The sequence below is a fragment of the Corallococcus sp. AB045 genome, from assembly GCF_003668895.1.
Classification (GTDB): Bacteria; Myxococcota; Myxococcia; order Myxococcales; family Myxococcaceae; genus Corallococcus; species Corallococcus coralloides.
Window position 1 is genome coordinate 1 of record NZ_RAWN01000166.1, and the last position, 21,388, is coordinate 21,388.

At 70.2% G+C, this 21,388-nt stretch carries 21 protein-coding genes; 11 read left to right on the forward strand and 10 right to left on the reverse strand.

What is annotated here, in order from left to right:
- Positions 1 to 29: 29 nt before the first annotated feature.
- Positions 30 to 836: a ThiF family adenylyltransferase gene (locus D7Y21_RS30645; RefSeq protein WP_233612344.1), complete on the forward strand. Its 807-nt coding sequence runs from the start codon at positions 30 to 32 to the stop codon at positions 834 to 836.
- Between the two features lie 6 nt (positions 837 to 842).
- Here the strand turns inward: D7Y21_RS30645 and D7Y21_RS30650 are convergent, their stop codons facing one another.
- On the reverse strand, positions 843 to 1,808 hold the full coding sequence (locus tag D7Y21_RS30650; protein WP_121717357.1) for a PD-(D/E)XK nuclease family protein: 966 nt from the start codon (positions 1,806 to 1,808) through the stop codon (positions 843 to 845).
- Between the two features lie 143 nt (positions 1,809 to 1,951).
- Between D7Y21_RS30650 and mutY the strand changes: the two genes are divergently transcribed.
- Positions 1,952 to 3,142, forward strand: coding sequence for an A/G-specific adenine glycosylase (gene mutY / locus D7Y21_RS30655; protein ID WP_199735516.1), 1,191 nt, complete (start codon positions 1,952 to 1,954; stop codon positions 3,140 to 3,142).
- A gap of 199 nt (positions 3,143 to 3,341) precedes the next feature.
- Positions 3,342 to 3,584 (forward strand): DUF2934 domain-containing protein, encoded by a 243-nt coding sequence (locus D7Y21_RS30660; protein ID WP_014394836.1) that lies wholly within the window; start codon positions 3,342 to 3,344, stop codon positions 3,582 to 3,584.
- A gap of 26 nt (positions 3,585 to 3,610) precedes the next feature.
- On the opposite strand, the gene D7Y21_RS30665 is transcribed toward D7Y21_RS30660, so the two are convergent.
- From D7Y21_RS30665 to D7Y21_RS30675, 3 genes are read right to left on the reverse strand one after another with little or no spacing between them, the layout of a single operon-like run.
- Positions 3,611 to 4,705 (reverse strand): hypothetical protein, encoded by a 1,095-nt coding sequence (locus D7Y21_RS30665; protein WP_120564908.1) that lies wholly within the window; start codon positions 4,703 to 4,705, stop codon positions 3,611 to 3,613.
- 57 nt (positions 4,706 to 4,762) lie between these two features.
- The gene (gene metH / locus D7Y21_RS30670) at positions 4,763 to 8,278 is read right to left on the reverse strand and encodes a methionine synthase (protein WP_121717359.1); all 3,516 of its coding nucleotides are present in this window, start codon (positions 8,276 to 8,278) and stop codon (positions 4,763 to 4,765) included.
- The gene (locus D7Y21_RS30675; RefSeq protein WP_120564910.1) at positions 8,275 to 9,171 is read right to left on the reverse strand and encodes a metalloregulator ArsR/SmtB family transcription factor; all 897 of its coding nucleotides are present in this window, start codon (positions 9,169 to 9,171) and stop codon (positions 8,275 to 8,277) included. Before D7Y21_RS30675 ends, metH begins: the two co-directional genes overlap by 4 nt.
- A gap of 99 nt (positions 9,172 to 9,270) precedes the next feature.
- On the opposite strand from D7Y21_RS30675, the gene D7Y21_RS30680 reads away from it, so the two are divergent.
- Positions 9,271 to 10,149, forward strand: coding sequence for a patatin-like phospholipase family protein (locus tag D7Y21_RS30680; protein ID WP_014394832.1), 879 nt, complete (start codon positions 9,271 to 9,273; stop codon positions 10,147 to 10,149).
- A gap of 155 nt (positions 10,150 to 10,304) precedes the next feature.
- Positions 10,305 to 11,906, forward strand: coding sequence for a S8 family peptidase (locus D7Y21_RS30685; RefSeq protein ID WP_120564911.1), 1,602 nt, complete (start codon positions 10,305 to 10,307; stop codon positions 11,904 to 11,906).
- A 78-nt stretch (positions 11,907 to 11,984) separates the two neighbouring features.
- Here the strand turns inward: D7Y21_RS30685 and D7Y21_RS30690 are convergent, their stop codons facing one another.
- From D7Y21_RS30690 to D7Y21_RS30700, 3 genes are all read right to left on the reverse strand, one after another.
- On the reverse strand, positions 11,985 to 12,428 hold the full coding sequence (locus tag D7Y21_RS30690) for a CoA-binding protein (RefSeq protein ID WP_120564912.1): 444 nt from the start codon (positions 12,426 to 12,428) through the stop codon (positions 11,985 to 11,987).
- The gene (locus D7Y21_RS30695; protein ID WP_121717361.1) at positions 12,425 to 13,327 is read right to left on the reverse strand and encodes a hypothetical protein; all 903 of its coding nucleotides are present in this window, start codon (positions 13,325 to 13,327) and stop codon (positions 12,425 to 12,427) included. Before D7Y21_RS30695 ends, D7Y21_RS30690 begins: the two co-directional genes overlap by 4 nt.
- An 84-nt stretch (positions 13,328 to 13,411) precedes the next feature.
- Complete coding sequence (locus D7Y21_RS30700) at positions 13,412 to 13,729, reverse strand: DUF2795 domain-containing protein (RefSeq protein ID WP_120564914.1); 318 nt, start codon at positions 13,727 to 13,729, stop codon at positions 13,412 to 13,414.
- A 203-nt stretch (positions 13,730 to 13,932) separates the two neighbouring features.
- Between D7Y21_RS30700 and D7Y21_RS30705 the strand changes: the two genes are divergently transcribed.
- From D7Y21_RS30705 to D7Y21_RS30720, 4 genes are all read left to right on the forward strand, one after another.
- Positions 13,933 to 15,528, forward strand: a complete 1,596-nt coding sequence (locus D7Y21_RS30705) for a YiiX/YebB-like N1pC/P60 family cysteine hydrolase (RefSeq protein ID WP_121717363.1) — start codon at positions 13,933 to 13,935, stop codon at positions 15,526 to 15,528.
- 19 nt (positions 15,529 to 15,547) lie between these two features.
- On the forward strand, positions 15,548 to 15,823 hold the full coding sequence (locus D7Y21_RS30710) for a hypothetical protein (protein ID WP_120564916.1): 276 nt from the start codon (positions 15,548 to 15,550) through the stop codon (positions 15,821 to 15,823).
- Between the two features lie 85 nt (positions 15,824 to 15,908).
- Entirely contained in the window at positions 15,909 to 16,733 is an 825-nt protein-coding gene (locus D7Y21_RS30715) for a SirB1 family protein (RefSeq protein WP_120565005.1), read from the forward strand.
- 18 nt (positions 16,734 to 16,751) lie between these two features.
- Complete coding sequence (locus D7Y21_RS30720) at positions 16,752 to 17,330, forward strand: NUDIX hydrolase (protein WP_120564917.1); 579 nt, start codon at positions 16,752 to 16,754, stop codon at positions 17,328 to 17,330.
- Here the strand turns inward: D7Y21_RS30720 and moaC are convergent.
- From moaC to trxB, 3 genes are read right to left on the reverse strand one after another with little or no spacing between them, the layout of a single operon-like run.
- The gene (gene moaC, locus D7Y21_RS30725) at positions 17,327 to 17,767 is read right to left on the reverse strand and encodes a cyclic pyranopterin monophosphate synthase MoaC (protein ID WP_043321173.1); all 441 of its coding nucleotides are present in this window, start codon (positions 17,765 to 17,767) and stop codon (positions 17,327 to 17,329) included. The genes D7Y21_RS30720 and moaC overlap by 4 nt on opposite strands.
- Positions 17,764 to 18,951, reverse strand: coding sequence for a PLP-dependent aspartate aminotransferase family protein (locus D7Y21_RS30730; protein ID WP_121717365.1), 1,188 nt, complete (start codon positions 18,949 to 18,951; stop codon positions 17,764 to 17,766). Before D7Y21_RS30730 ends, moaC begins: the two co-directional genes overlap by 4 nt.
- A gap of 38 nt (positions 18,952 to 18,989) precedes the next feature.
- Positions 18,990 to 19,955, reverse strand: a complete 966-nt coding sequence (trxB, locus tag D7Y21_RS30735; protein WP_121717375.1) for a thioredoxin-disulfide reductase — start codon at positions 19,953 to 19,955, stop codon at positions 18,990 to 18,992.
- 81 nt (positions 19,956 to 20,036) lie between these two features.
- Between trxB and D7Y21_RS30740 the strand changes: the two genes are divergently transcribed.
- The gene (locus D7Y21_RS30740) at positions 20,037 to 20,495 is read left to right on the forward strand and encodes a cyclic nucleotide-binding domain-containing protein (RefSeq protein ID WP_121717367.1); all 459 of its coding nucleotides are present in this window, start codon (positions 20,037 to 20,039) and stop codon (positions 20,493 to 20,495) included.
- Positions 20,496 to 20,674: 179 nt separating this feature from the next.
- Positions 20,675 to 21,388: DNA repair protein RadC (gene radC, locus D7Y21_RS30745; RefSeq protein WP_121717369.1), on the forward strand; the 714-nt coding region annotated here is incomplete at its 3' end.

The following is a 21,388-nucleotide window of genomic DNA, read 5'->3' on the forward strand; positions in this document are numbered from 1 at the left end:
CTTCGAACACCGTCGAGCCGGCGGCCTCGCTGGCCAGGCCCTTCAAGCTGTCGCGCCGCTTCGACCGCACGGCGCGCCTGTTGGGCGACAACGCCATGGAGCGGCTGGCCAACGCGCACGTGGTGGTGTTCGGCCTGGGCGGCGTGGGCAGCTTCACCGCGGAGGGCCTGGTGCGCAGCGGCGTGGGCCGGCTGACGCTGGTGGACCACGATGACGTGTGCGTCACCAACACCAACCGCCAGCTGCACGCGACGGTGAAGTCCGTGGGCAAGTCGAAGGCGGAGCTGATGGCCCAGCGCTGCCAGGAGATCAACCCGCAGGCGAAGGTGGAGGCCCTGCGCGAGTTCTACCGCGAGGAGCTGGCGGAGACGCTGCTGCCCGCGGGCCGCTACGACTTCGTGGTGGACGCCATCGACAACGTGAAGGCGAAGCTGCACCTGCTGCACCGGTGCGTGACGATGGGCCTGCCGGTGGTCAGCTCCATGGGCGCGGCGGGACGCCTGGACCCCACGGCCATCCGCGTGGAGGACCTGAGCGAGACGCACATGGACCCCTTCGCCAAGGACATCCGCAAGCTGCTCAAGCGCAAGTACGGCGTGGAGACGGAGCGCCACACGGGCATCACCGCCGTGTACTCCATCGAGACGCGCCGGCAGCCGGTGCCGCTCAACTACGACGACGCGACCGACGGCTTCCTGTGCGTCTGCCCGCAGGACAACGAGTTCCACACCTGCGACCACCGCACGCAGATTGACGGCAGCGTGGCGTTCGTCACCTCCGCCTTCGGCATGAACGCCGCGGGCGTGGTGGTGCGCCGGCTCGCTTCCACGCGGTAGCGCGCTTCAGGCGACTCGGGGCCGGGCCTGCGTCACCGCGGGCTCCCGGCCGCACGGACGGCGGAAGACGCAGCGGGCGCAGGCGTCCAGGTTCCCCGTCTGCGGGAAGGCCTCCGGCTCCTTCGGCGTGTTGGTGGCGGTGTCCTGGAGCAGCGCGCGCATCCCCTCCACGCTCCGGGCGAAGTGCTGACGGAAGGAGTCCATGGCGGACGGGTCCACCGTCACGTCGTGCTCCAATCCCTCGTTGAGGTACACGAGCGACGCGCGCACCTTCTCCAGCGGGTAGCGGTAGCGCTGCGCGATGTAGAGCGCGTAGCCCAGCACCTGCTCGTCGTAGCCCTCGCGCGAGCGGCCCGTCTTCCAGTCCACCACCACGACGGAGCCTTCGGCGTCCACGTAGGCGAAGTCCGGGATGGCGAAGGTCTTCACCCCGTCCATGACGAAGTGGGCGAAGTCGAAGCCCGCGTCCACCTCCAGCCACTGCGCGGGCTTGAGCCCCTTGGCCACCGTGGGCCAGCGCGACTGGAAGAACCACGCGAGCGCGGAGCGCACCGTTTCGAAGTTCTGCTTCCAGGACTCGTTGGGGACGTCCTCGGCGTACTCGTGCTCCGCGAGGCCGGTGAAGGGCTTGCGGTACTTCTGCGTCCAGTAGGCCTTGGAGCGCGAGTGCCGGAAGTCGTCCTGCATCAGCTTGTGCGTGCGCGCTTCCACCTTCGCGGGGTCCACGTCACGGCCGGCGCGCCAGTCCAGCAGCACGTCCTTGAGGGCCTCGTGCACGATGCTGCCCGCCCAGGTGTAGCGGTTGTGCAGCTTCTTGAGGACGTAGAGCTCACGCACGTCCTTCGCCGCCTCCGCCTCCCAGCCGCCCCAGGAGCGGTAGTAGTAGAGGTAGTAGGCCCGGAGGCACTCGGAGAACTTCTCGTGGCGGCTCTTGGACCAGGAGAAGTCGTTGGTGATGGGAGGGCGGGCCATGGACGCGGGGCATCCTATAGACGATCGCCCGCCCCGCCAGAAGAGGGACGGACGGCCGGACAACCGCCCCGTGCCGTCGGTAAAAACGCCGGGTGCGCCCGACCGTACGGGTATGGTGCCGCGCCGCCCCCGCGGAGAATCACATGAGCCCACGCAAGCGCACCGACAGCGGGGCACTCCCCGCCCATGTCTCCCCTGAACGCCACGCCGCCATTCATGGTCCGCTGCTCTCCTGGTACGACCGGAACAAGCGCGACCTGCCCTGGCGCCGCACGCGCGACCCGTACGCCATCTGGCTCAGCGAGGTCATGCTCCAGCAGACGCAGGTGTCCACGGTCATCCCGTACTGGGAGCGTTTCCTCGCGCGCTTTCCCACGGTGAAGGCCCTGGCCTCCGCGCCCCTGGACGACGTGCTCTCCGGGTGGAAGGGGCTGGGCTACTACTCGCGCGCGCGCAACCTGCACCGGGCCGCGCAGGAGGTGGTGGAGCGCTTCGGCGAGAAGCTCCCGTCCACGGCGGAGGAGCTGCTCACCCTGCCCGGCTTCGGGCGCTACACCGCCGGGGCCGTGGCCTCCATCGCGTTTGGCGAGGAAGCGCCCATCGTGGACGGCAACGTGGCCCGCGTGCTGTCGCGCCTCTTCGAAGTGGAAGGCCTGCCCGGGGACCGCGACCGCGAGGCCACGCTCTGGGCGCTGGCCTCCGCGCTGGTGAAGGGGCAGCGGCCCGGAGACTTCAACCAGGCGCTGATGGAGCACGGCGCCACGGTGTGCCGGCCGGAGTCACCGCTGTGTCTGCTGTGCCCCGTGCGCGACGGGTGCATCGCGTTCAAGAAGGGCCGCGTGGACGAGCTGCCTCCGGCCAAGGTGCGCGCCGCGCCCCGCAAGCTGTTCCTGGCGCTGGCCGTGTGGCCGCACGCGGGCACGCTCCTGTTCGCGCGTCGCGCGGACAAGGGCCTCTTCGGCGGCCTGTGGGAGCTGCCCGCCGTGGAGGTGGAGGAGGACACGTCCGAAGCGGAGGCAACGGAGCGACTGGCGACGACGCTGGGCGCGCCGCTCACGCTGGAGGGCACGCTGGACAGCGTGCGCCGGCAGCTCACCCACCGCGACCTCACGCTGCGGCTGCTGCGCGTGACGGGCGGCAAGCGCCCCACGAAGTCCGCCGCGTTCCAGGAGCTGCGCTGGTGCACGCCGCAGGAGGCGGAGGCGCTGGGCATGAGCACCGCGATGCAGCGCGCGCTCGATGCCGCGCTGGGGCACGGCGTGTTGGGAGACGACGCCGCGCCCGCGAAGAAGAAGGCGGCGAGCCGCCCTGCCCGGAAGGCGGCCGGCCGCTGAAGCGCATGGCGGCCTTCAACTCCCGGACCGCACGTGCGGGCCTATTCCGCTGATGGATTTTCCGAGCGGGATGGCCCGTTGGTCCCTCAACACTTCGCGACCTGGGATGTCGCTCCGGCAACCCCGCACGCCTTGGGTCTCTTCCGCGATGCAGGAGCGCGTCCGAAGCTTCAGGCCGCCTTTTCCAGGAGGAAGCCCCATGGCCCGTCAGAACGCGCAGAAGTCGCAACCGAACCCGGCCCCCAAGGCCGCGCCGGAGCGCACCGAGGACAAGAAGCCGGTGGCCACGGCGAGCGCGCCCACGAGCAAGACCGCCGCACCCACGCAGGAGCAGATCGCCCGCCGCGCCTACGAAATCTTCCAGGCCCGGGGCGGCACGCACGGCAACCCCGAGCACGACTGGCACCAGGCTGAACGCGAGCTGCGGCTCGGCCGTCAGTAGTCAGCCGCAACGGCCGCCCGCGTTTTTCAGTGCGCGGGCGGAAGTCCCTGGAGGGATGGGCGCTCGGACTCCAGCGCCCGCTTCAGCCGGCGCTGGGCCTGCTTGAGTTCCTCCAGGATGCGCTCGGCGTCCACCACCGAGCGCATCGCCAGGCCGCACGCGGGCGTCAGCAACACCGTGGACAGCGCGCGCGAGAAGCCGATGTCGTTCGGCAGCGCCGCCTTCAACGACGCCTCCACCGAGTCCGACAGCTCCTCCACCGAATACGTGGACGCCAGGTCCGTGGGGATGACGCCCAGGCTCAGCGTGGCGCCGGAGTCCAGGAAGCGCTTCAGCGCGTCCGTCTCCTCCAGCATCGCGTCCAGCGACAGCCGCACGTCCAGCGACACCAGGTCCGCCTGCGCGTCCAGCAGCACGCCCCAGTCCGTGTTGCCGCAGCAGTGGACGCCCACGAGCGCGCCCTCGCGCTGCAGCGCCACCACCAAGAGCCGCAGCTCCTGCTGGGCCAAAAGGTGCTGCGGGTTCATCCGCACGTAGGCGTAGAGGCCCGGCTCGTCCAGGTAGAACAGGGGCGTGGTGCCCGTGCGCTTGAGGGCGCGCACCATGGCCAGCGCGCGCACCATCACCAGCCGGTACAGCGCCGCGTCCAGGCCCGGCACCGCCAGCACCGGCTCGCCCGTGGCGGTGCGCACCACGGAGCGCACCGTGAAGGGGCCGGACAGCTGCGCCTTCGCGAAGGCGAGCTTGCGGTGCTCCACCTCCCAGAGGAACGGCTTCCACGCGCGGCACGCGTCCGCCGTGGGCTCGAAGGACTCCAGGTTCCCGGAGGCGAGCGCCGCCTCCAGCCGCTTCTCGAAGGCCTCGCGCCCCGCGCTCCACGCGTCCACGTCCACCGTGCAGACGCCGTCCTCGTCGAAGCGCAGGCCCGGCAGGCCCTCCAGCGCGGCGGGGATCATCAGCTCGGACGGATGGCCCACCGGCAGCTGCGGCAGGAACGGGATGTCCATGGCGAGCGCGGCCTGCAGACCCAGTTCCACCTGGGTGTGCGGCAGGCTGCCAATGCCCGTCGTGGCACACGCGGGCAGGAGCTGGACGGCGCGACGGATGGTGGGCGAAGGCATGGGCGGCAATCTAACCCTTCCGCCGCGCCCGGGCCCGGCCTTCGGGCCCGCGACGCATCAAGTCACCGAGAAATACGTCGCGTTCGGGTGGTGGAAGACGATGGCGGACACGCTCGCCTCGGGCTCCATCATGCAGCCGTCGGTGAGCTGCACGCCGATCTCCTCCGGCTTGAGCGCGGCGAACAGCTTCGTCTGGTCCTCCAGCCGCGGGCACGCCGGGTAGCCGAACGAGTAGCGCTTGCCGGTGTACTCCGCGCGGAAGCGCTCCAGCATCGTCATGTCCGCGCGGTCCGGGAAGCCCCACATGCTGCGCAGCTGCGTGTGCAGGAGCTCCGCGTAACCCTCCGCGGTCTCCAGCGCCAGCGCCTGCACCGCGTGCATCTTGAGGAACTCGCCCTTGGCCTTGAAGCCTTCGGACAGCTCGCGGATGCCCGTGCCCGCGGTGGTGACGAACAGCGAGAGCGCGTCCACCGGCTTGCCGTTCTCCAGCGGCTTCACGTAGTCCGCCAGGCACAGGCCGTTGTCCTTGTCCTGCCGGGGGAAGTCGAAGGACGTCACCGGCTCGCCCGTCGTGCCGTCGAAGAGCAGCACGCGGTCGCCGTCGCTGGCCGCCTTGAAGAACTGGAACACCGAGCGCGCGTGCATCACGCCACCACGGAGCAGCGTCTTCAGCTCCTCCACCGCCTCCTTCAGCGCCAGCGCCTTGCGGCCCTCTTCCGTCTTCGCCAGCTCCGCTTCCGCCGGGGTGCCCAGCGCGCGCGACGACGTGCGCAGGCCCAGGTGGCGGCCGTAGAGCATCACCGGGTTGATGAACTTCCAGATGTGGTCCAACGGCGTGTTGGTGAGCACGTGCCGCGCGAAGTCCGGCGCGGGCGGCACCGCGTCCAGCACCGGCACCTCCGTGCTGCGCGAGCGGCGCACCGGGGCCGCGGGCGCGGGCCGGTCCTTCGCCTCCTGCGCCAGCTTCAGCCGCCGCGCGGCCAGGTCGTCCCGCAGCTTCGCGTGCGCGCCCGGTTCGACAATCTGCTTCGCCAGCTCCAGGCCGTTCATCGCGTCCTGCGCGTAGGCCACGGTACCGCCGCCGTAGGCCGGGGCGATGTTGCGGTCCACGAAGTTGCGGCTGAGCGCGGCGCCGCCCACCAGGATGGGCGTCTCCACACCCGCGCGCTTCAGGTCCTCCGCGGTGGCCACCATCTGGTGCGCGCTCTTCACCAGCAGGCCGGACAGGCCCAGGATGTCCGGGCGGTGTTCTTTCACCGCCAGCACCAACTGCTCGGGCGGGACCTTGATGCCCAGGTTCACCACCTGGAAGCCGTTGTTGGCGAGGATGATCTCCACCAGGTTCTTGCCGATGTCGTGCACGTCCCCCTTCACCGTCGCGAGCACAATCTTGCCGCGCGACGCCGCCTGGGTCTGGCTCATGTGCGGCTCCAGGTGGCTCACCGCCGCCTTCATGGACTCCGCGCTCTGGAGCACCTCCGCGACGATGAGCTCGTTGGCGCCGAAGAGGCGGCCCACCTCGTCCATGCCCTTCATCAGCGGCCCGTTGATGATGTCCAGCGGCGCCATCTCCTTCATCGCCAGGTCCAGGTCCGCGGTCAGGCCGTCGCGCGTGCCTTCGATGATGTAGCGCTGGAGCCGCTCGAACAGCGGCAGGCTACTCACCTGGGCGCGCGCGGGCTTGCGCTCGCGGAAGTGCGCCGCGAAGGGCGTCACGGGGTCCGCGGTCCGGTTGTAGAGGAGGTCCTCGGAGAGCTTCCGCTCCTCCTCCGGCAGCGACGGGTAGCGCTCCAGCTTCTCCGAGTTGACGAGCGCCATGTCCAGGCCCGCCTGCACGCAGTGGTACAGGAACACGGAGTTCAACACCTCGCGGCCCGCGGTGGGCAGGCCGAAGGACACGTTGCTGATGCCCAGCACCGTGCGGCACTGCGGGAAGCGCTGTTTGATCAGCCGCACGCCCTCAATCGTCTCCACGCCGCTGCCGGTGTACTGCGCATCACCCGAAGCGCAGGGGAACACCAGCGGGTCGAAGTACAGGTCCTCCGGGCGCATGCCGTACTTCTGGGTGAGCAGCTCGTAGCTGCGCTCGGCCACGGCGAGCTTGCGGTCGCGCGTGACGGCCATGCCCACCTCGTCGATGCAGCCCACCACCAGCGCCGCGCCGAACGCCTTAGCCAGGGGGACGACCTTCTCGAAGCGCTCCTCGCCGTCCTCCAGGTTGACGGAGTTGATGATGGCCTTGCCCTGGCAGTACGTGAGCGCCATGGCGATGACCTTCTCGTCCGTCGAGTCGATCATCAGCGGCACGCGCACCTTCTTGACCACCACCTCCAGGAAGTGGCGCATGTCCTCCAGCTCGTCCCGGTCCGGGTTCGCCAGGCAGATGTCGATGACCTGCGCCGCGCGCCGCACCTGGGCGCGGGCAATCTCCGACGCGTCGTCGAATGCACCCGCGACGATGAGCTCCTTGAACTTCTTGCTGCCGATGACGTTGGTGCGCTCGCCCACGATGATGGGGCGCTGCTCGTCCGTCACCTCCAAGTAGTCCACGCCGGACAGCGACGAGCGCGGCTTCGGCACCTCCGTGCGCGGCTTGAGCCCCTTCACCATGGCGGCGAGCGCCTCGATGTGGCCCGCGTGCGTGCCACAACAGCCGCCCACCACGTTGATCCAACCGTTGTCACAGAAGCGCTTGAGCGACCGGGAGATCATCTCCGGCGATTCCAGATACTGACCGTTCTCGTCCGGCAGGCCCGCGTTGGGCACGCACGACACCGGGAACGGGCTCATGGAGGACAGCGAGCGGATGTGGTCCGTCATGAAGTCCGGACCCGTGGCGCAGTTGAGCCCCAGGTACAGCAACTCCGTGTGCTCCAGCGACGTGGCCAGGCTCTCCACGGACTGGCCCGCGAGCATGGTCCCCATGGGCTCGATGGTTCCGGACACCGCCACCGGCACCGCCCAGCCCAGCTTCTTGAACGCCCGGTCGATTCCCAGCAGCGCCGCCTTCACGTTGCGCGTGTCCTGCGCCGTCTCCACCAGCAGGTAGTCGGAGCCACCCACCGCGAGCCCTTCGGCCTGCACGGCGAAGTTGTCCACCAGCTCCTCGAAGGTGATGCCGCCCGTGACGCTGATGGCCTTGGTGGTGGGGCCAATGGAGCCCGCCACCCAGCGCATCCGCCCGTCCTTCGCCTCCGCGGCCTTCGCGGCCTTGAGCGCCAGGCGGGACGCGGCGATGTTGATCTCCATCGCCTTGTGGCCCAGCTCGAACTCGGCCAGCACCACCGGGGTGCCGCCGAAGCTGTCCGTCTCCGTCACGTCCGCGCCCGCGGCGAAGTACTTCGCGTGGATGCCCTCGATGACGTCCGGGCGGGTGAGGGCCAGGTGCTCGTTGCAGCCCTCGTACTCCGCGCCGCCGAAGTCCGCCGCCACCAGCTGGTGCCCCTGCAGGAGCGTGCCCATGGCGCCGTCCAGCACCAGGATGCGCTCGCGCATCGCGGCCTTGAGCGCCTCCACGCGCTGGCCGTGCTCCCCGGGGGGAAGCGGCAGGGGGTGGGCGATGTGGCTCGTCATGACGGTTTGACTCCGGTCAGCAGGAAGACGCGGAAGGGACTGGCCCCGTCGCGCGCGTGCGTCTCGCGGGTGAACGACGTGAAGCCGGCCTCGCGAAGGGCCGCTTCCAAGACTTCGGGCGAAAAGCCCAGGTGCCGGTGCCCCAACCGCTCCAGCACCCACTTCTCTTCGTGCGGCAGCAGCTCCAGCACCACCAGCCGGCCGCCCGGCTTGAGCAGCCGCGCGGCCTCCGCCACCACCGCCGCGGGCGACTCGACGTGGTGGAGGCTCTGCGAAATCACCACCAGGTCCATGCGCCCGCCGGCCAGGGACAGCCGGTGCAGGTCCTCGCGCAGGAACGTGATGTTGGTGAGCGCGTCACGCAGGGCCAGGGTTCGAGCCTGGGACAGCGCGTCCTCGCTCTGGTCGATGGCCCACACGTGCCGCGCCCACCGCGCCATGGCCCGGCTGAACACGCCCGTGCCGCAGCCGAAGTCCGCCACGTCCAAGGGCGGCAGCAGCGACGCCAGCGCGCCCGCCCAGAGGAACCACGACTGGCCGGGCTCCAACAGCCGCTCGTTGAGCGCCTGCCGGTCCTCCCGCGCGCGCAGCAAGTCACTGAGCCGCGCGGAGTCCCCCGCCGCGTCCTCCGCCTCGCGCGCCAGCCGGACGAGCGGCCAGCGCGAGTCATCCGACTCCAGCGCCAGCGAGTAGTAGGTGAAGCCCGCCTGCCGCTCCTCGCGGATGAGCCCCAGCCCCTTCAGCTTCGACAGGTGATGCGACACCGACGACTGGGCCACCCCCACCAGCGACACGAGCTCCGTCACGTTCAGCGGCGCCTGGGCCACCAACCGCAGGATGCGCAGCCGCGTCGTGTCCCCCAGGACACGGAAGGATTGGGAGAGGACGTCCATATCGAGCCATCAACATATATCGATGCTCGCTCCCAACCACAATGGCCCCGCCAACGCATTGCGTTGCCTTGGAGTGCACCCATCCCATAAAAATCCGAAATGGCTCCCTCCTCGACGCTGCACTCCCTGCTCGAAGGCAAGCGGTTCGGACTGGTCCTCTCCGCGGGCTACTTCGGCTTCTATGGCCACGCGGGTTTCTTGAAGGGGCTGCACGCCTCCGGCCTCAAGCCGCACGCGTACGCGGGCACGTCCGCGGGCGGGATGGTGGCGGCGTACGCGGCGGCGGGCATGCCCATGCCGGCGCTGGAGGAGCTGGTGCTGCGCCAGACGCGGGCCAACTTCTGGGACCCGGACCCCATTGGCGCGGTGCTGAACGTGGCGTCCCAGGGGCACGGCTTCACGGGCCTGCTCAAGGGCGAGCGCTTCCGGCGCCTGCTGGAGGACACGCTGCCGGTGTCCACCTTCGAGGACCTGCCGCACCCACTGCTGCTCACCGTCGCCAACCTCACCCACGGCACGCACCAGGCGTTCACCACCGGGGAGCTGGCCCCGCGCGTCCACGCCACCTGCGCGTACCCGGGCCTCTTCCGCGCGGTGCCGCTGGACGGCCAGCTGTTCTGGGACGGCGGCCTGGTGGACAAGGCGCCCGCGCTGTCGCTCCAGGAGAGCGCCATTGGCAAGGACCTGGACGCCATCCTCGTGCACTACCTGCCCAGCCGGACGCGCAAGGTGGTGGGCGGTCCCATGGCCTATCCGCAGGGCCTGGCCGCCGGGTCCGCCGCGCTCCGGCGCGACCACTTCCGCCTCCAGCTCACCGTGCTCCAGACGCGCAACGTGCCCGTCTACGTCGTCGTCTCCAACCTGCCGCCGGTGACACCCGCCACGCTGGAGCGCGGCTTCGACGCGCTGGATCAAGCCCGGCTGTCCGCGGAGCGCGCCCTGGCCCGGCCCCCCGTGCCCTTCGAGCAGACCACCTGAGCCGGCACCGGAGCCGGCTCCGGTGCCCCATGGGCACGCCCGCCTGTTTCAACAAGGGCCGAATAAGTCACCAGGAAAGAAATAACTGAATAGCCAGATTTGAATGACAGACCGGCGTGGCATGGTGGGGATGCTGTTCATCCCGGAGGAAGTCCATGCTGAAGTCGACGCTGTCCCCGCTCCGCCTGCGTGGCGCGGTCATGGCTGTGTCCCTGCTGGCGTTGGCCCCCGCTGCTGGCGCCGCCCCCTCGCTGGCGCCGCGCGCGCTCCTGGCGAAGCCCACGGGGCGGGAGCTGCCCGCGGGCACGTTCGTGGAGCGGCTGGTGGTGAAGTTCCACGAGGGCAGCCACGTGCGCCTGCGCGACAACGCGCTGCGCGCCCTGGCTTCCGAGCGCAGCGCTGGCGAGCGTGAGCTGCTGTCCGGCCTGCGCCTGGACTCCGCGCGCGTGGAGTCGGACCTGGCGGAGGTGGTGTCGCTGTTGGAGCGCGCGCCGCGCATCGGTGCTCTGGACCGGGTATTCCAGGCGGAAGAGGCCACGCTGGACGCGAGCAAGGCGTCCGGTGAGCGGGCGAGCGGCGAGCAGCTGGCGGACCTGAACCTGTACTTCGAAGTACCGCTGTTGCCCGGCACCACCGCGGACACCGTGGCGGACCTGGTGGCGGCGCTCAACCGCGTTGGAAGCGTGGAGACGGCCTACGCGGCGCCGCCCCCGGAGCCGGCGATGGTGAACTTCGCCATGGAGGCGGGGCTGCGCACGCTGCTGTCCGCGGCGGACCTGCCGCCCACCACGCCGGCGTACCAGTCCGCCCAGGGCTATCTCAACGCGGCGCCCTCCGGCATCAACGCGACGTACGCGTGGACGCAGACGGGCGGCCGGGGCACCAACGTGAAGATCGTGGACATCGAGGGTGGCTGGCGCACCACCCACGAGGACTTCCCCACGTTCTTCCGCGTGGGCGGCACGCAGTACAACGACCTGGGCTGGCGCAACCACGGCACCGCGGTGATGGGTGAAATCGTGGGCGCGAACAATGCCTACGGTGTGACGGGCATCGCCAGCGCGGCGTCCCCGGGCGTGGAGGCCATTGGCGCGCAGAGCAGCGCGAGCGCCATCACCAACGCGGCGGCGGCGGTGGGCGCGGGCGGCGTCATCCTCATCGAGCTGCACGCGGGCGGCCCCGCGGACGGCACGGCCTGCACGTGCAACACGTCCCAGTGCAACTACATCGCGATGGAGTACTGGCAGGACAACTACGACGCCATCCGCAACGCCACCGCCAACGGCGTCGTCGTGGTGGAGGCGGCGGGCAACGGCAGCGCGAACCTGGACGCGGCGGCCTACGGCGGCCGGTTCAACCCGGCCACGCGTGACTCGGGCGCCATCCTGGTGGGCGCCAGCACCTCCACCACGCGCGTGCCCATGTGCTGGACCAACTTCGGCCAGCGCGTGAACGTGCACGCCTGGGGTGAGAAGGTCGTCACCACCGGCTACGGCGACCGCTTCGGCAGCGGCTACGGCGAGGACCAGTACTACACGTCCACCTTCAGCGGCACCTCCAGCGCGTCGCCCATCGTCGTGGGCGCCGCCGTCAGCGCCCAGGGCGTGGCGAAGGCCAACGGCCGGCTGCTGACGTCCGTGCAGATGCGCGGCCTGTTGCGCAACAACGGCACGGCGCAGGCGGCGGACTCGCGGCAGATTGGCCCGCTGCCGGACCTGGCGAAGGCCCTGCCCAAGGTCATCTCCGGCAACTACTGAGCTGACAAAGGCCGCCGCCCTCCACGCGCGGCCACGCGGCCCTCCGTGCCCTTCGGGTGCGGAGGGCCGTTGTCTTTCTCAGCGCCCGCTGTAGCGGCGGTGGTCCACCATCAGGCAGCGGTCCTGCACCACGCGGATGCCGGCGGCGGCCAGCTTCTTCGCCGCGGCGTCGTTGCGGATGCCGGACTGGAACCACACCGCCTTGGGCTTCTTCGCGATGATGTCGTCCACGTGCTGGTCGATGTCACCGGGCCTGCGGAACACGTCCACCAGGTCGATGTCGCCCGGGATGTCCACCAGCTTCCGGTACACGGGCTTGCCCAGGATCACCGTCGCGTCCGGGTAGTAGACGGGCACCGGCACCACGTCCACGCCCGCCTTCGCCAGGTACTCCGGCACGTAGTACGCGGGCTGGGCGGAGTGGTCCTCCGTCTTGATGCCCAGCACCGCCACGCGCCTGGCTTCCTGCACCACGTGCTTCACACCCGCTTCGGTCTCGATGAGGTACTCGTCGTGGCTCATGGCCCTTCCTCCTGGAGCGCTTCCGCCTGGGACTCGGTGGTGAGCGTCAGCGTGCCGCCCGCCCCCACCGCCTTCACCTTCAGCAGGCGGCGCACCGGGATGAACCGGGACCACGTCACCACCTGCTCGCCTTCACACGTCACGCCCTTCGAAAGCTCGGGCGAACCGGCCTCCGCCCACGCGGCCTTCAGCTCCGCCGGGGCCTTGGGTGGCAGCGCGTCCAGGCACTTCAGCGTCAGCACCACCGCGTCGCCGAACGTCGTGAGCCGCGTGCCCTGCACCGTGCGCTCCAGCAGGAAGGCGCGCTCCTCGCCGTTCACGTCCACGGAGTCCACCGCCCAGGTGCGCTGCCCCTCCACCAGGTTGCGCTGGAGCAGCCCCGCGTACTTCGCCTCCCACTCGCGGCGCGTGCGGATCTCCAGCGCCTCCGGGCTGAAGAAGCGCTCCATCTCCGGCACGCCGGTGCCTTCGGGCGCCACCTGCCGCAGCGCCTCCTGCGCGGCCTCCGGGCCCACCAGCTTCACGAAGGTGCCGTCCGCCGCCAGCTGCATGCGCAGCGTGAAGCGCTCCAGCACGGCGCCGGACACGGACGGCACGTCGTGCCCGTCATGCACCTGGCGCGGGGTGCGCACGGCTTGGGCCACGCGCCAGCCACCGTCGGACGGGGTGAAGCGCGTCTCGGTGGTGAAGGCCGCCTCGTCGCGCACTTCCGGCCGGCCCTCGCGCTGGAGGGTGCGGGTGGCGCGCACGGATTCGGTGAGGAGGCGATCCACGGGGGGTTTGAAGTCCAGACGCACCGGCGGCGGCAGCCCCGGCGCGGGGTTGAGCGGCGGATACCGGGACTTGCACCCGGCAGCCAGCAACAGCAGGAGACAGCTCCACAAGAGGCCCGTACGCATGCGCTCGCGAACGCTGGCAGAAAGCCAGGGCGCCCGCGAGCGTCTTGCAACGTCCTTGTGTGGAGTGTCAGCGCGCGGTCGACACTAGGGGTGGCGCGTCTCACCCTCGGAGGCACCCTCGATGCGGTCGCGTCCGATGTTGCGCCGGTCGCGGTCCACGCCATCGTCGTCCTTCAGGCCGTTCATCGCGAAGCGGCGCTCGGCCTCCGCCAGGTCGCGCAGCACGTGGTCGCGCAGCATGTACTCATCCTGCGGCAGGGACTTGAGGATGTTGATGATGTCGACGGGGGCCTCGTTGTCCGCGGCGGCCTCGACGAGTTCCTCGCGTGTCGCCGGGTACTCCACCCCATCCAGATGCGGGGTGATGGAGCGCGAGGGATCCTCAGCCTTTCCGTAAGCCATCGTGTCTTCCACCTTTCTTGCGCCCGGAGCGTCCAGTGCCCGGACGGCCATCCATGCCTCAACGTGGGGATGGTGCCCGCCCAGGGCCACCCTGCCGCCCGCCACCTCCTACGACGCCGGGCGGCCAAGGGACCGGCCGTCTTGCCCGCGTTCGCTTCAGGGTAGAGTCCCCCGCGCCAACGCCCGCCGGAGTGTCCTCCCTGATGTCCGCAGCCTCCCTGCTCGCCGCCTGGCTCACGCTCGCCAGCCCTCCCGCCGCCCCGCCGTCCGCCCCCCCTGTCGCCAACACGGCCCCGCGCGACGTCTACGCGCTGGACGACGCCGCCTTCGTGGCCCAGGCCCGCCGCGACCTGGAGACGCTGCGCCAGGGGACGGATGGGCTGCGCCGGCTTCGGGAGGAGGCCTTCCGCTCCAAGGCGCTGTACCGGCGCGGCAAGGACGCGCCGTACACCCCGGACGAGAAGCAGCTCCTGGTGTCCACCTGGGCCGCCTTCTTCGACTGCTTCGTCTCCACGGAGGTGGTGCGCCAGCGCTACTGGGACTTCCTCAAGGTGCCCGCCCTCACCCAGCCGAAGAAGCACGCCTGGGGCTTCCTCCTCACCCACGCCGCGCTCGCGTCGGAGCTGGCGCAGGGCATGGCCTTCGCGGACCTCACCGGGGGACAGGCGCAGCTGGAGGTGCTGCTGGATGAGCCCGGCCCCGAGTACGGCCTGCCCGCGCGCGCCTTCAGCCGATTCAAGGAGAAGGTCGTCCACGTGGGCACCAGCACGCAGCTCTTCACGGGCGACGGCTACCGCGCGACGCTGCACCCGGTGCTGTCAAAGTCCGGCGTGCTGGAAGAGCCCGGTGTCCCCGCGCTCTTCCAGACCATGCGGCAGGACAGCAAGGCGGCCCGCTCACGCCTCTTGAAGCGCGGCCCGGTGCTCTTCGCCAAGGCCGCGGCGGACCTCACCCAGGACACCACCGCGAGGGCGGTGTTCCCGGTGCAGAAGACCGTGGCGGAGTGGATGGGCGACACGCGCGTGCACCGCTCCGGCAGGCCGCTCATCTCCCGGGAGCAGGTGCTGGCGCTCCTGCCGCGCATGGCCCCCGGCGACGTGATGGTCGCGCGGCAGAACTGGTTCCTGTCCAACATCGGGCTGCCGGGCTTCTGGCCGCACGCGGAGCTGTACGTGGGCACCGCGCAGGAGCTCTCCCAGGCCTTCGACGCGAACCCGGAGGTGAAGGCCTGGGTGGCCACCCTGCCCGGCCGCCCGGAGACGTTCACCGCCCACCTGGCGAAGGCCTTCCCCGCCAAGTGGGCCGAGTACACCGGCAAGGACGCGCACGGGGACCCGCTGCGCATCATCGAGTCCATCAGCGAGGGCGTGAGCTTCACCGGCGTGGAGCACGGCATGCACGTGGACTACCTGGGCGTGCTGCGGCCCCGGCTGTCACAGGTGGACAAGGCCCGCGCCATCCTGCGCGCCTTCACCTTCCAGGGCCGGCCGTACGACTTCAACTTCGACTTCTTCTCCGACCAGTCGCTGGTGTGCACGGAGCTGGTGTGGAAGTCCTACGCCCCGTCGAAGGACATGAAGGGCCTGGACATCCCCCTGGTGAGCGTGGCGGGTCGCAGGACGCTGCCGGCGAACGAAATCGTGCGCGTGTTCGACGCCGAGTACGGCCAGCCCGGCCGGCAGTTCGACTTCGTCGCCTTCCTGGACGGGCGGGAGGGCACGGAGGACGCCGTCGAAGCGAACGCCGAGTCCTTCCGTTACACCTACCGGCGGATGAAGTGGGACATCGCCCAAGAGTGAGGCTAGAGGCACACACACCATGACGGAAGACACGGCGAACGAGTTCCTGGCCCTGGCATCCCCCCTCTACGAGCGGATGATTGCGCAGCAACAGGCGAAGGTGCTCAAGCTGGCGCGCGAGGCGGTTCCCAACATCGGGCCGGAGGAGCTGCGCAACCCGCACGACTTCCCGGAGCTGAAGGAGCACCCGACCTTCGAGTTCGAGGACGGCATCCTGGCGGGACTGATTTCAGCCCAAATGGCCCTGCGTGCGGAAATCAAGGGCCGGCTGCCCGCGGCACCACCGGGCGCCTGATGCTCGGCTGCCTGCTTTTGCCGTGAGGAGCATCCGTGGGTTACTGGTGCGCACCGTGAGCTTTTCCTCTGGTTTCGGCCCTCCGCTGGCGCGAGAGCGGCTGGTGTCTTCCCTGGCCGCGGAGCCACCGCGGCTGGACCTGGCGGCCCTGGCCATCGCGACGTTGGGCCGTGAGGACCTGGATGCTCCGGGTTGTCTCCGGACGTTGGACGCGCTCGCCGCGCGGGTGCAGGTGGAGGCGGAGCGCCTGCGCGAGAAGGGCGAGGCCCTGGCCCCCCTGCGCGCCCTGCGCCACGTGCTCGCGGACATCGAGGGCTTCCGGGGCAACGAGGACGACTATCACTCCCCGGACAACAGCTTCCTGGACCGGGTGCTGGAGCGGAAGGTGGGGCTGCCGATAACCCTGTCGGTGCTCTACCTGGAGGTGGCGCGCCGCGCGGGCATCCCGCTGTACGGCGTCCCCTTCCCCGGCCACTTCCTGGTGGCGTGCGACGCGGGCGACCACAAGCTGGTGATGGACCCGTTCCACCATGGCGACATCCTCACGGAGCACGGCTGCGAGGAGCTGCTCAAGCGCGTGGCGCCGCAGCTCAAGTTCGACCGGGCCATGCTCGCGCCCGCGCCGGTGGAGCTCATCGCGTACCGCATGCTGTCCAACCTGCGCCGCGTGTACCTGGGGCGCGACGACAGCCAGCAGGGGCTGGCGGTGGTGGACCTGCTGCTGCTGTTGGCCCCGGACCACCCGGGCGAACTGCGCACCCGCGCGTCGCTGCTCACCACGCTGGGGGCCTTCCGCGCGGCGCTCAAGGATGTGGAGCGCTGCCTGGAGCTGTCCCCGGACGCGCCGGACCGCGAGCGCCTGGAGCTGTCCGCCCGGGAGCTGCGCGAGCGCGCCGAGTTGCTCAACTGAAGAAAGGGAATCCGTCGAATGTCGTCCGCGCCTGAGTCGCCCAAGTCCCAAGTGAAGCCCTGGCCGCGGCTGCGCCGGGGGTTGGAGCACGACTTCACGGTGGTGAAGGTGCGCGAGGACGTGGTGATGGATCCACGCACGAACCTGGAGCACCCCCGCGTGCACATGGACTGCGCGGACTGGGTGAACGTCATCGCGGTGACGAAGCAGGACGAGCTGGTGATGGTGCGCCAGTTCCGCTGCGGCATTGAGGCGGCGACGCTGGAGGCGCCCGGCGGCGTCATCGACCCGGGCGAGGACCCGGCCACGGCCGCCGCGCGCGAGTTGGAGGAGGAGACGGGCTACCGCGCCGGCCGGCTGGAGGCGCTGGGCGTCGTGCACCCCAACCCGGCCTTCCAGACCAACCGCTGCCACACATACCTGGCGCTGGACTGCGAGCGCGTGAGCGACGGGGACCTGGATGAAGGAGAGGACATCGCCGTGGAGCTGCATCCGCGCGCGGACCTGCCCCGGCTCATCTTGGAAGGCCACATCACGCACTCGCTGGTGGTGGTGGCCTTCTTCCTGGAGCGGCTGCGCGCGGAAGCGAAGCGCTAAGCAGGCTCGCGTTCCCAGGTGCCGGAGCGTCCGCCGGACTTGTGGTCCAGCTGCACCGCTTCGATGACCATGCCCCGGTCCACGCTCTTGCACATGTCATAGACGGTGAGCGCCGCCGCGCACGCGGCCGTGAGCGCCTCCATCTCCACGCCCGTGCGGTCCACCGTCTTCACCCGCACGCGGACCTCCAGTCCTTCGTCCACGGGCGTGAGCGTCACATCCACGCCCGCGAGCGCGATGGGATGGCACAAGGGCACGAAGTCCGGGGTGCGCTTGGCGGCCATGATGCCGGCGAGCCGCGCCGCCGCGAGCACGTCCCCCTTCTCCACCTGCCCCGCGAGGATGCGCTCACGCGTCGCGGGCAGCATGCGCAGGCGCGCGGTGGCCACCGCCACGCGGTCCGTCTTCGGCTTGTCGCCAACGTCGACCATCTTCACCGGCCGGCCCCCTTCGCCACCGCGGCGAGCAGGTCGTCCGCCACGTCGTCCGGATCCTCCAACCCCACGGACACGCGGATGAGGCTGTCGCGGATGCCCGCCTGGGCGCGCTCCTCGGGTGTCATCCGGCGCGCACTGGCGCTGGCCGCGTGCATCACCAGCGTGCCCACGTCACCCAGCGACGGACCGGGCTTCGCCACGCGAAGCGCCTCCAGGAACCGGTCCCCTTCCTTCTGCCCCGCGCCCTTGATTTCGAACGCAACCATGGGCCCGAAGCCGCCCTCCAGGACCCGAGCCGCCACCGCGTGGTCCGGGTGGGAAGAGAGGCCCGGGTAGATGACCCGCTCCAGCAGCGGCGAATCCGAAAGCCGCTTCGCCACGTGGGCGGCGTGCTCGTTGTGGGCCTTCATGCGGACGGGCAGCGTGCGCAGGCCGCGCAGCGTGAGCCACGCCTCGAAGGGGCCCAGCACGTCACCGGACAGGATGCGCGCCGAGCGCAGCGGATCGATACGAGCTTTCGAACCGCTCACCGTGCCGCCCAGCGCGTCGCTGTGGCCGTTGAGCCACTTGCTGGTGGACTGCACCGCATAGTCCGCGCCCAGCTCCAGCGCACGCTGGCCGAAGGGCGACGGGAACGTCGCGTCCACCGCGAACACCGCGCCCGCGTCCTTGCAGGCCTGCGCGAGCGCGCGGATGTCCGGCACGCGCAGGAGCGGGTTGGAGATGCTCTCCGCCAGCACCAGGCGCGGGCGCCACTCGCGGATGCGCGCGGGCGCGTCCGGAGACGTCTGATCCAAGGGCTTGAGCTCCACGCCCCAGCGGGCGCACAGGTTCTTGTAGAGCGCCCGCGTGACGCCGTAGCCGTCCGTGGGCATCACCAGCACGTCCCCGGCCTTCCACGGCTGCGCGTCGAACAGCGAGCGCAGCGCGGCCATGCCGCTGGCGTAGGCGACGCAGGCCTCCGCGCCCTCCAGCGCCGCCACCGCCTCCTCCAGCAGCGCGGCGTTGGGCGCGCTGATGCGGGCGTAGGCGTAGTCCTTTCCATCCAGCGCGTCGGACAGGTCGTCGCTGCTGTCGAACCAGTTCACCGCCGCCGGGAAGATGGGCGGCATGACGGGCACGGCCTTGCTCCCGGTGAGCCGGGAGCCCGCGTGCACCGCCACTGTCTTCTGCTTCGTCTTCATGCGCGTGTCGTCTCGCTTGGGACGGAAAGGAGGAGGGACTACTCGCCGTGCTCGATGAGCCAGCGCTCCGCGTCGATGGCGGCCATGCAGCCCGTGCCCGCCGCGGTGATGGCCTGGCGGTAGTAGCTGTCCTGCACGTCGCCGCAGGCGAAGACACCCTCGACGTTGGTGCGCGTGCTGCCCGGAATCGTCTTCAGGTAGCCGCTCTGGTGCGTCTCCAGGATGCCCTGGAACAGCTCCGTGTTCGGCGTGTGGCCAATGGCCACGAACAGGCCGTGCGCGTTCACCAACTTGCTGTCGCCCGTCTTGACGTTGCGCACCACGGCTCCCGTCATCCCCTTCCCGTCGCCCACCACCTCTTCCACGGCGGAGTCCCACATGAAGGAGATCTTCGGGTTGTTGAGCGCGCGCTCCTGCATCACCTTGGACGCGCGCAGCGAGTCGCGGCGGTGGATGAGCGTGACGTGGTTGACGATCTTCGCCAGGTACGTGGCCTCTTCCATGGCCGTGTCGCCGCCGCCCACCACCAGCACGTCCTGCTTCTTGAAGAAGGCGCCGTCACAGGTGGCGCACGCGGACACGCCGCGGTTCTTGTAGGTGTCCTCGCCCTTGACGCCCAGCCACTTGGCGGTGGCGCCCGTGGAGATGATGACCGTCTCCGAGCGCACCTGCATGCCGCTCTCGCTCTCCAGCAGGAAGGGCCGCTTGGAGAAGTCCACCTTGGTGACGTTCTCCATGTGGATGACGGTGCCGAAGCGCTCCGCCTGCTTCTGGAAGCGCTCCATCAGCTCCGGACCGGTGATGGCCTCCGGGAAGCCGGGGTAGTTCTCCACGTCGGTGGTGACCATGAGCTGGCCGCCCGGGACGCGCTGCGGGTGCTCCAGGGTGGGGCCGCCGGCGAACACCACGGGCTCCAGGTTGGCGCGCGCCGCGTAGATGGCGGCGGTGTAGCCCGCCGGTCCCGAGCCGATGATGGTGACCTTCTGGATCTTGTCCTGCGACACGGCGCCTCCTGCGCTCATACGTTGACGGGCCCGGACGGTAACAGACGCCGCCTTCCTGGCCATGATACGAACCTGGACCCCATGGATGCCGCTGTCCTCAAGAAGGTTGCGCTCTTCGAGGGATTGACCCAGGGCCAGCTCGCCAAGGTCGCCCGGATTGCCCAATCCCGGTCGCACCCGGCCGGAGCCTTCCTATTCCGCGAAGGTGACACCGGCCAGGACATGTTCATCCTCGCCGACGGCAAGGTGCGCATTTCCAAATCCGTGCCGGGCATCGGGGAGGAGGCGCTCGCCATCCTCGAACCCGGTCAGTATTTCGGGGAGATGGCGGTCATCGAGGATTCGCCCCGCTCGGCGGACGCCATCGCCCACACCTCCTGTACGGTGTGGGTCATCGAGCGCGCGAAGCTGGACCAGCTGATGTTCACGGACAAGGACCTGGCCTACGTCCTTCTCTGGACGTTCGTCCGCACGCTGAGCGAGCGGCTCCGCGAGACGAACGACAAGATCAAGGGCTTCTTCGCCATCTCCCGCTTCTAGCCAGCGGCCCCTGCGCTTCTTGGCTCCTCGCACGCCAGGAGTGCGAGTGGAGCATCGCTGTCCGTCCCGCCACGGGGCCTCTTCACGCGTTGCTGGACGGGCCCTGCCCTGGCGTCCAGGAGTAGCGCCTGAAGGGCACATGCCTTGCTCAAGCCCGCCGTCGCGTGGACGGAGGCGGGATGGAACAGGGTGGAGAGGCGTGGGCGGAGCCGGGCGAAGGGGAAGCCACGGGTGGCAGGTCGGTGAGGGCGCGAGGCGCGGGACGGGGGGATGCGCGCGAGCGCCTCTTCCGCCTGGGCGCGGAGGCCCTCACCGACCTGGAGTTGTTGGGACTCCTGTGGACGGAGGGGCTGGGGGACGCGGCGGACGGCGTGGCGAGGGACGGGCTCAAGGCCTTGGTGCAGGAGGATCCGCGCGTCTTGTGCGCGCGGCGGGGCGTGGGGCCGGCCCGCACGTCCCGGCTGTTGGCGGCGCTGGAGCTGGGAAGGCGCGCGCAGCGCTCTTCGGAGAAGCGGCCCCGGCTGCGCAATCCGAAGGAGGTGCACGCGTATCTGGCACCCACGCTGGGCGCGCTCCGGCGCGAGGTGTTCCACGTGCTGTGTTTCAACCCGCGCAACGTGCTGGTGCATGACGCGCGGGTGGCGGAAGGGACGCTGAGCGCGTGCCCGGTGGACCCGCGGGAGGTATTCGCGGCGGTGCTCTCCTCGCGGGCCACGGCCATCGTGTTCGCGCACAACCACCCTTCCGGAGACCCGGAGCCCAGCGTCCAGGACGTGGGGCTCACCGAGCACCTGGCGCGGGGGGCGGGCATCCTGGGGGTGAAGCTGTTGGACCACGTCGTCGTGGGGGACGGTGCGTTCGTGTCCATGCTGGAGCGGGGCATCCTGCCGGAC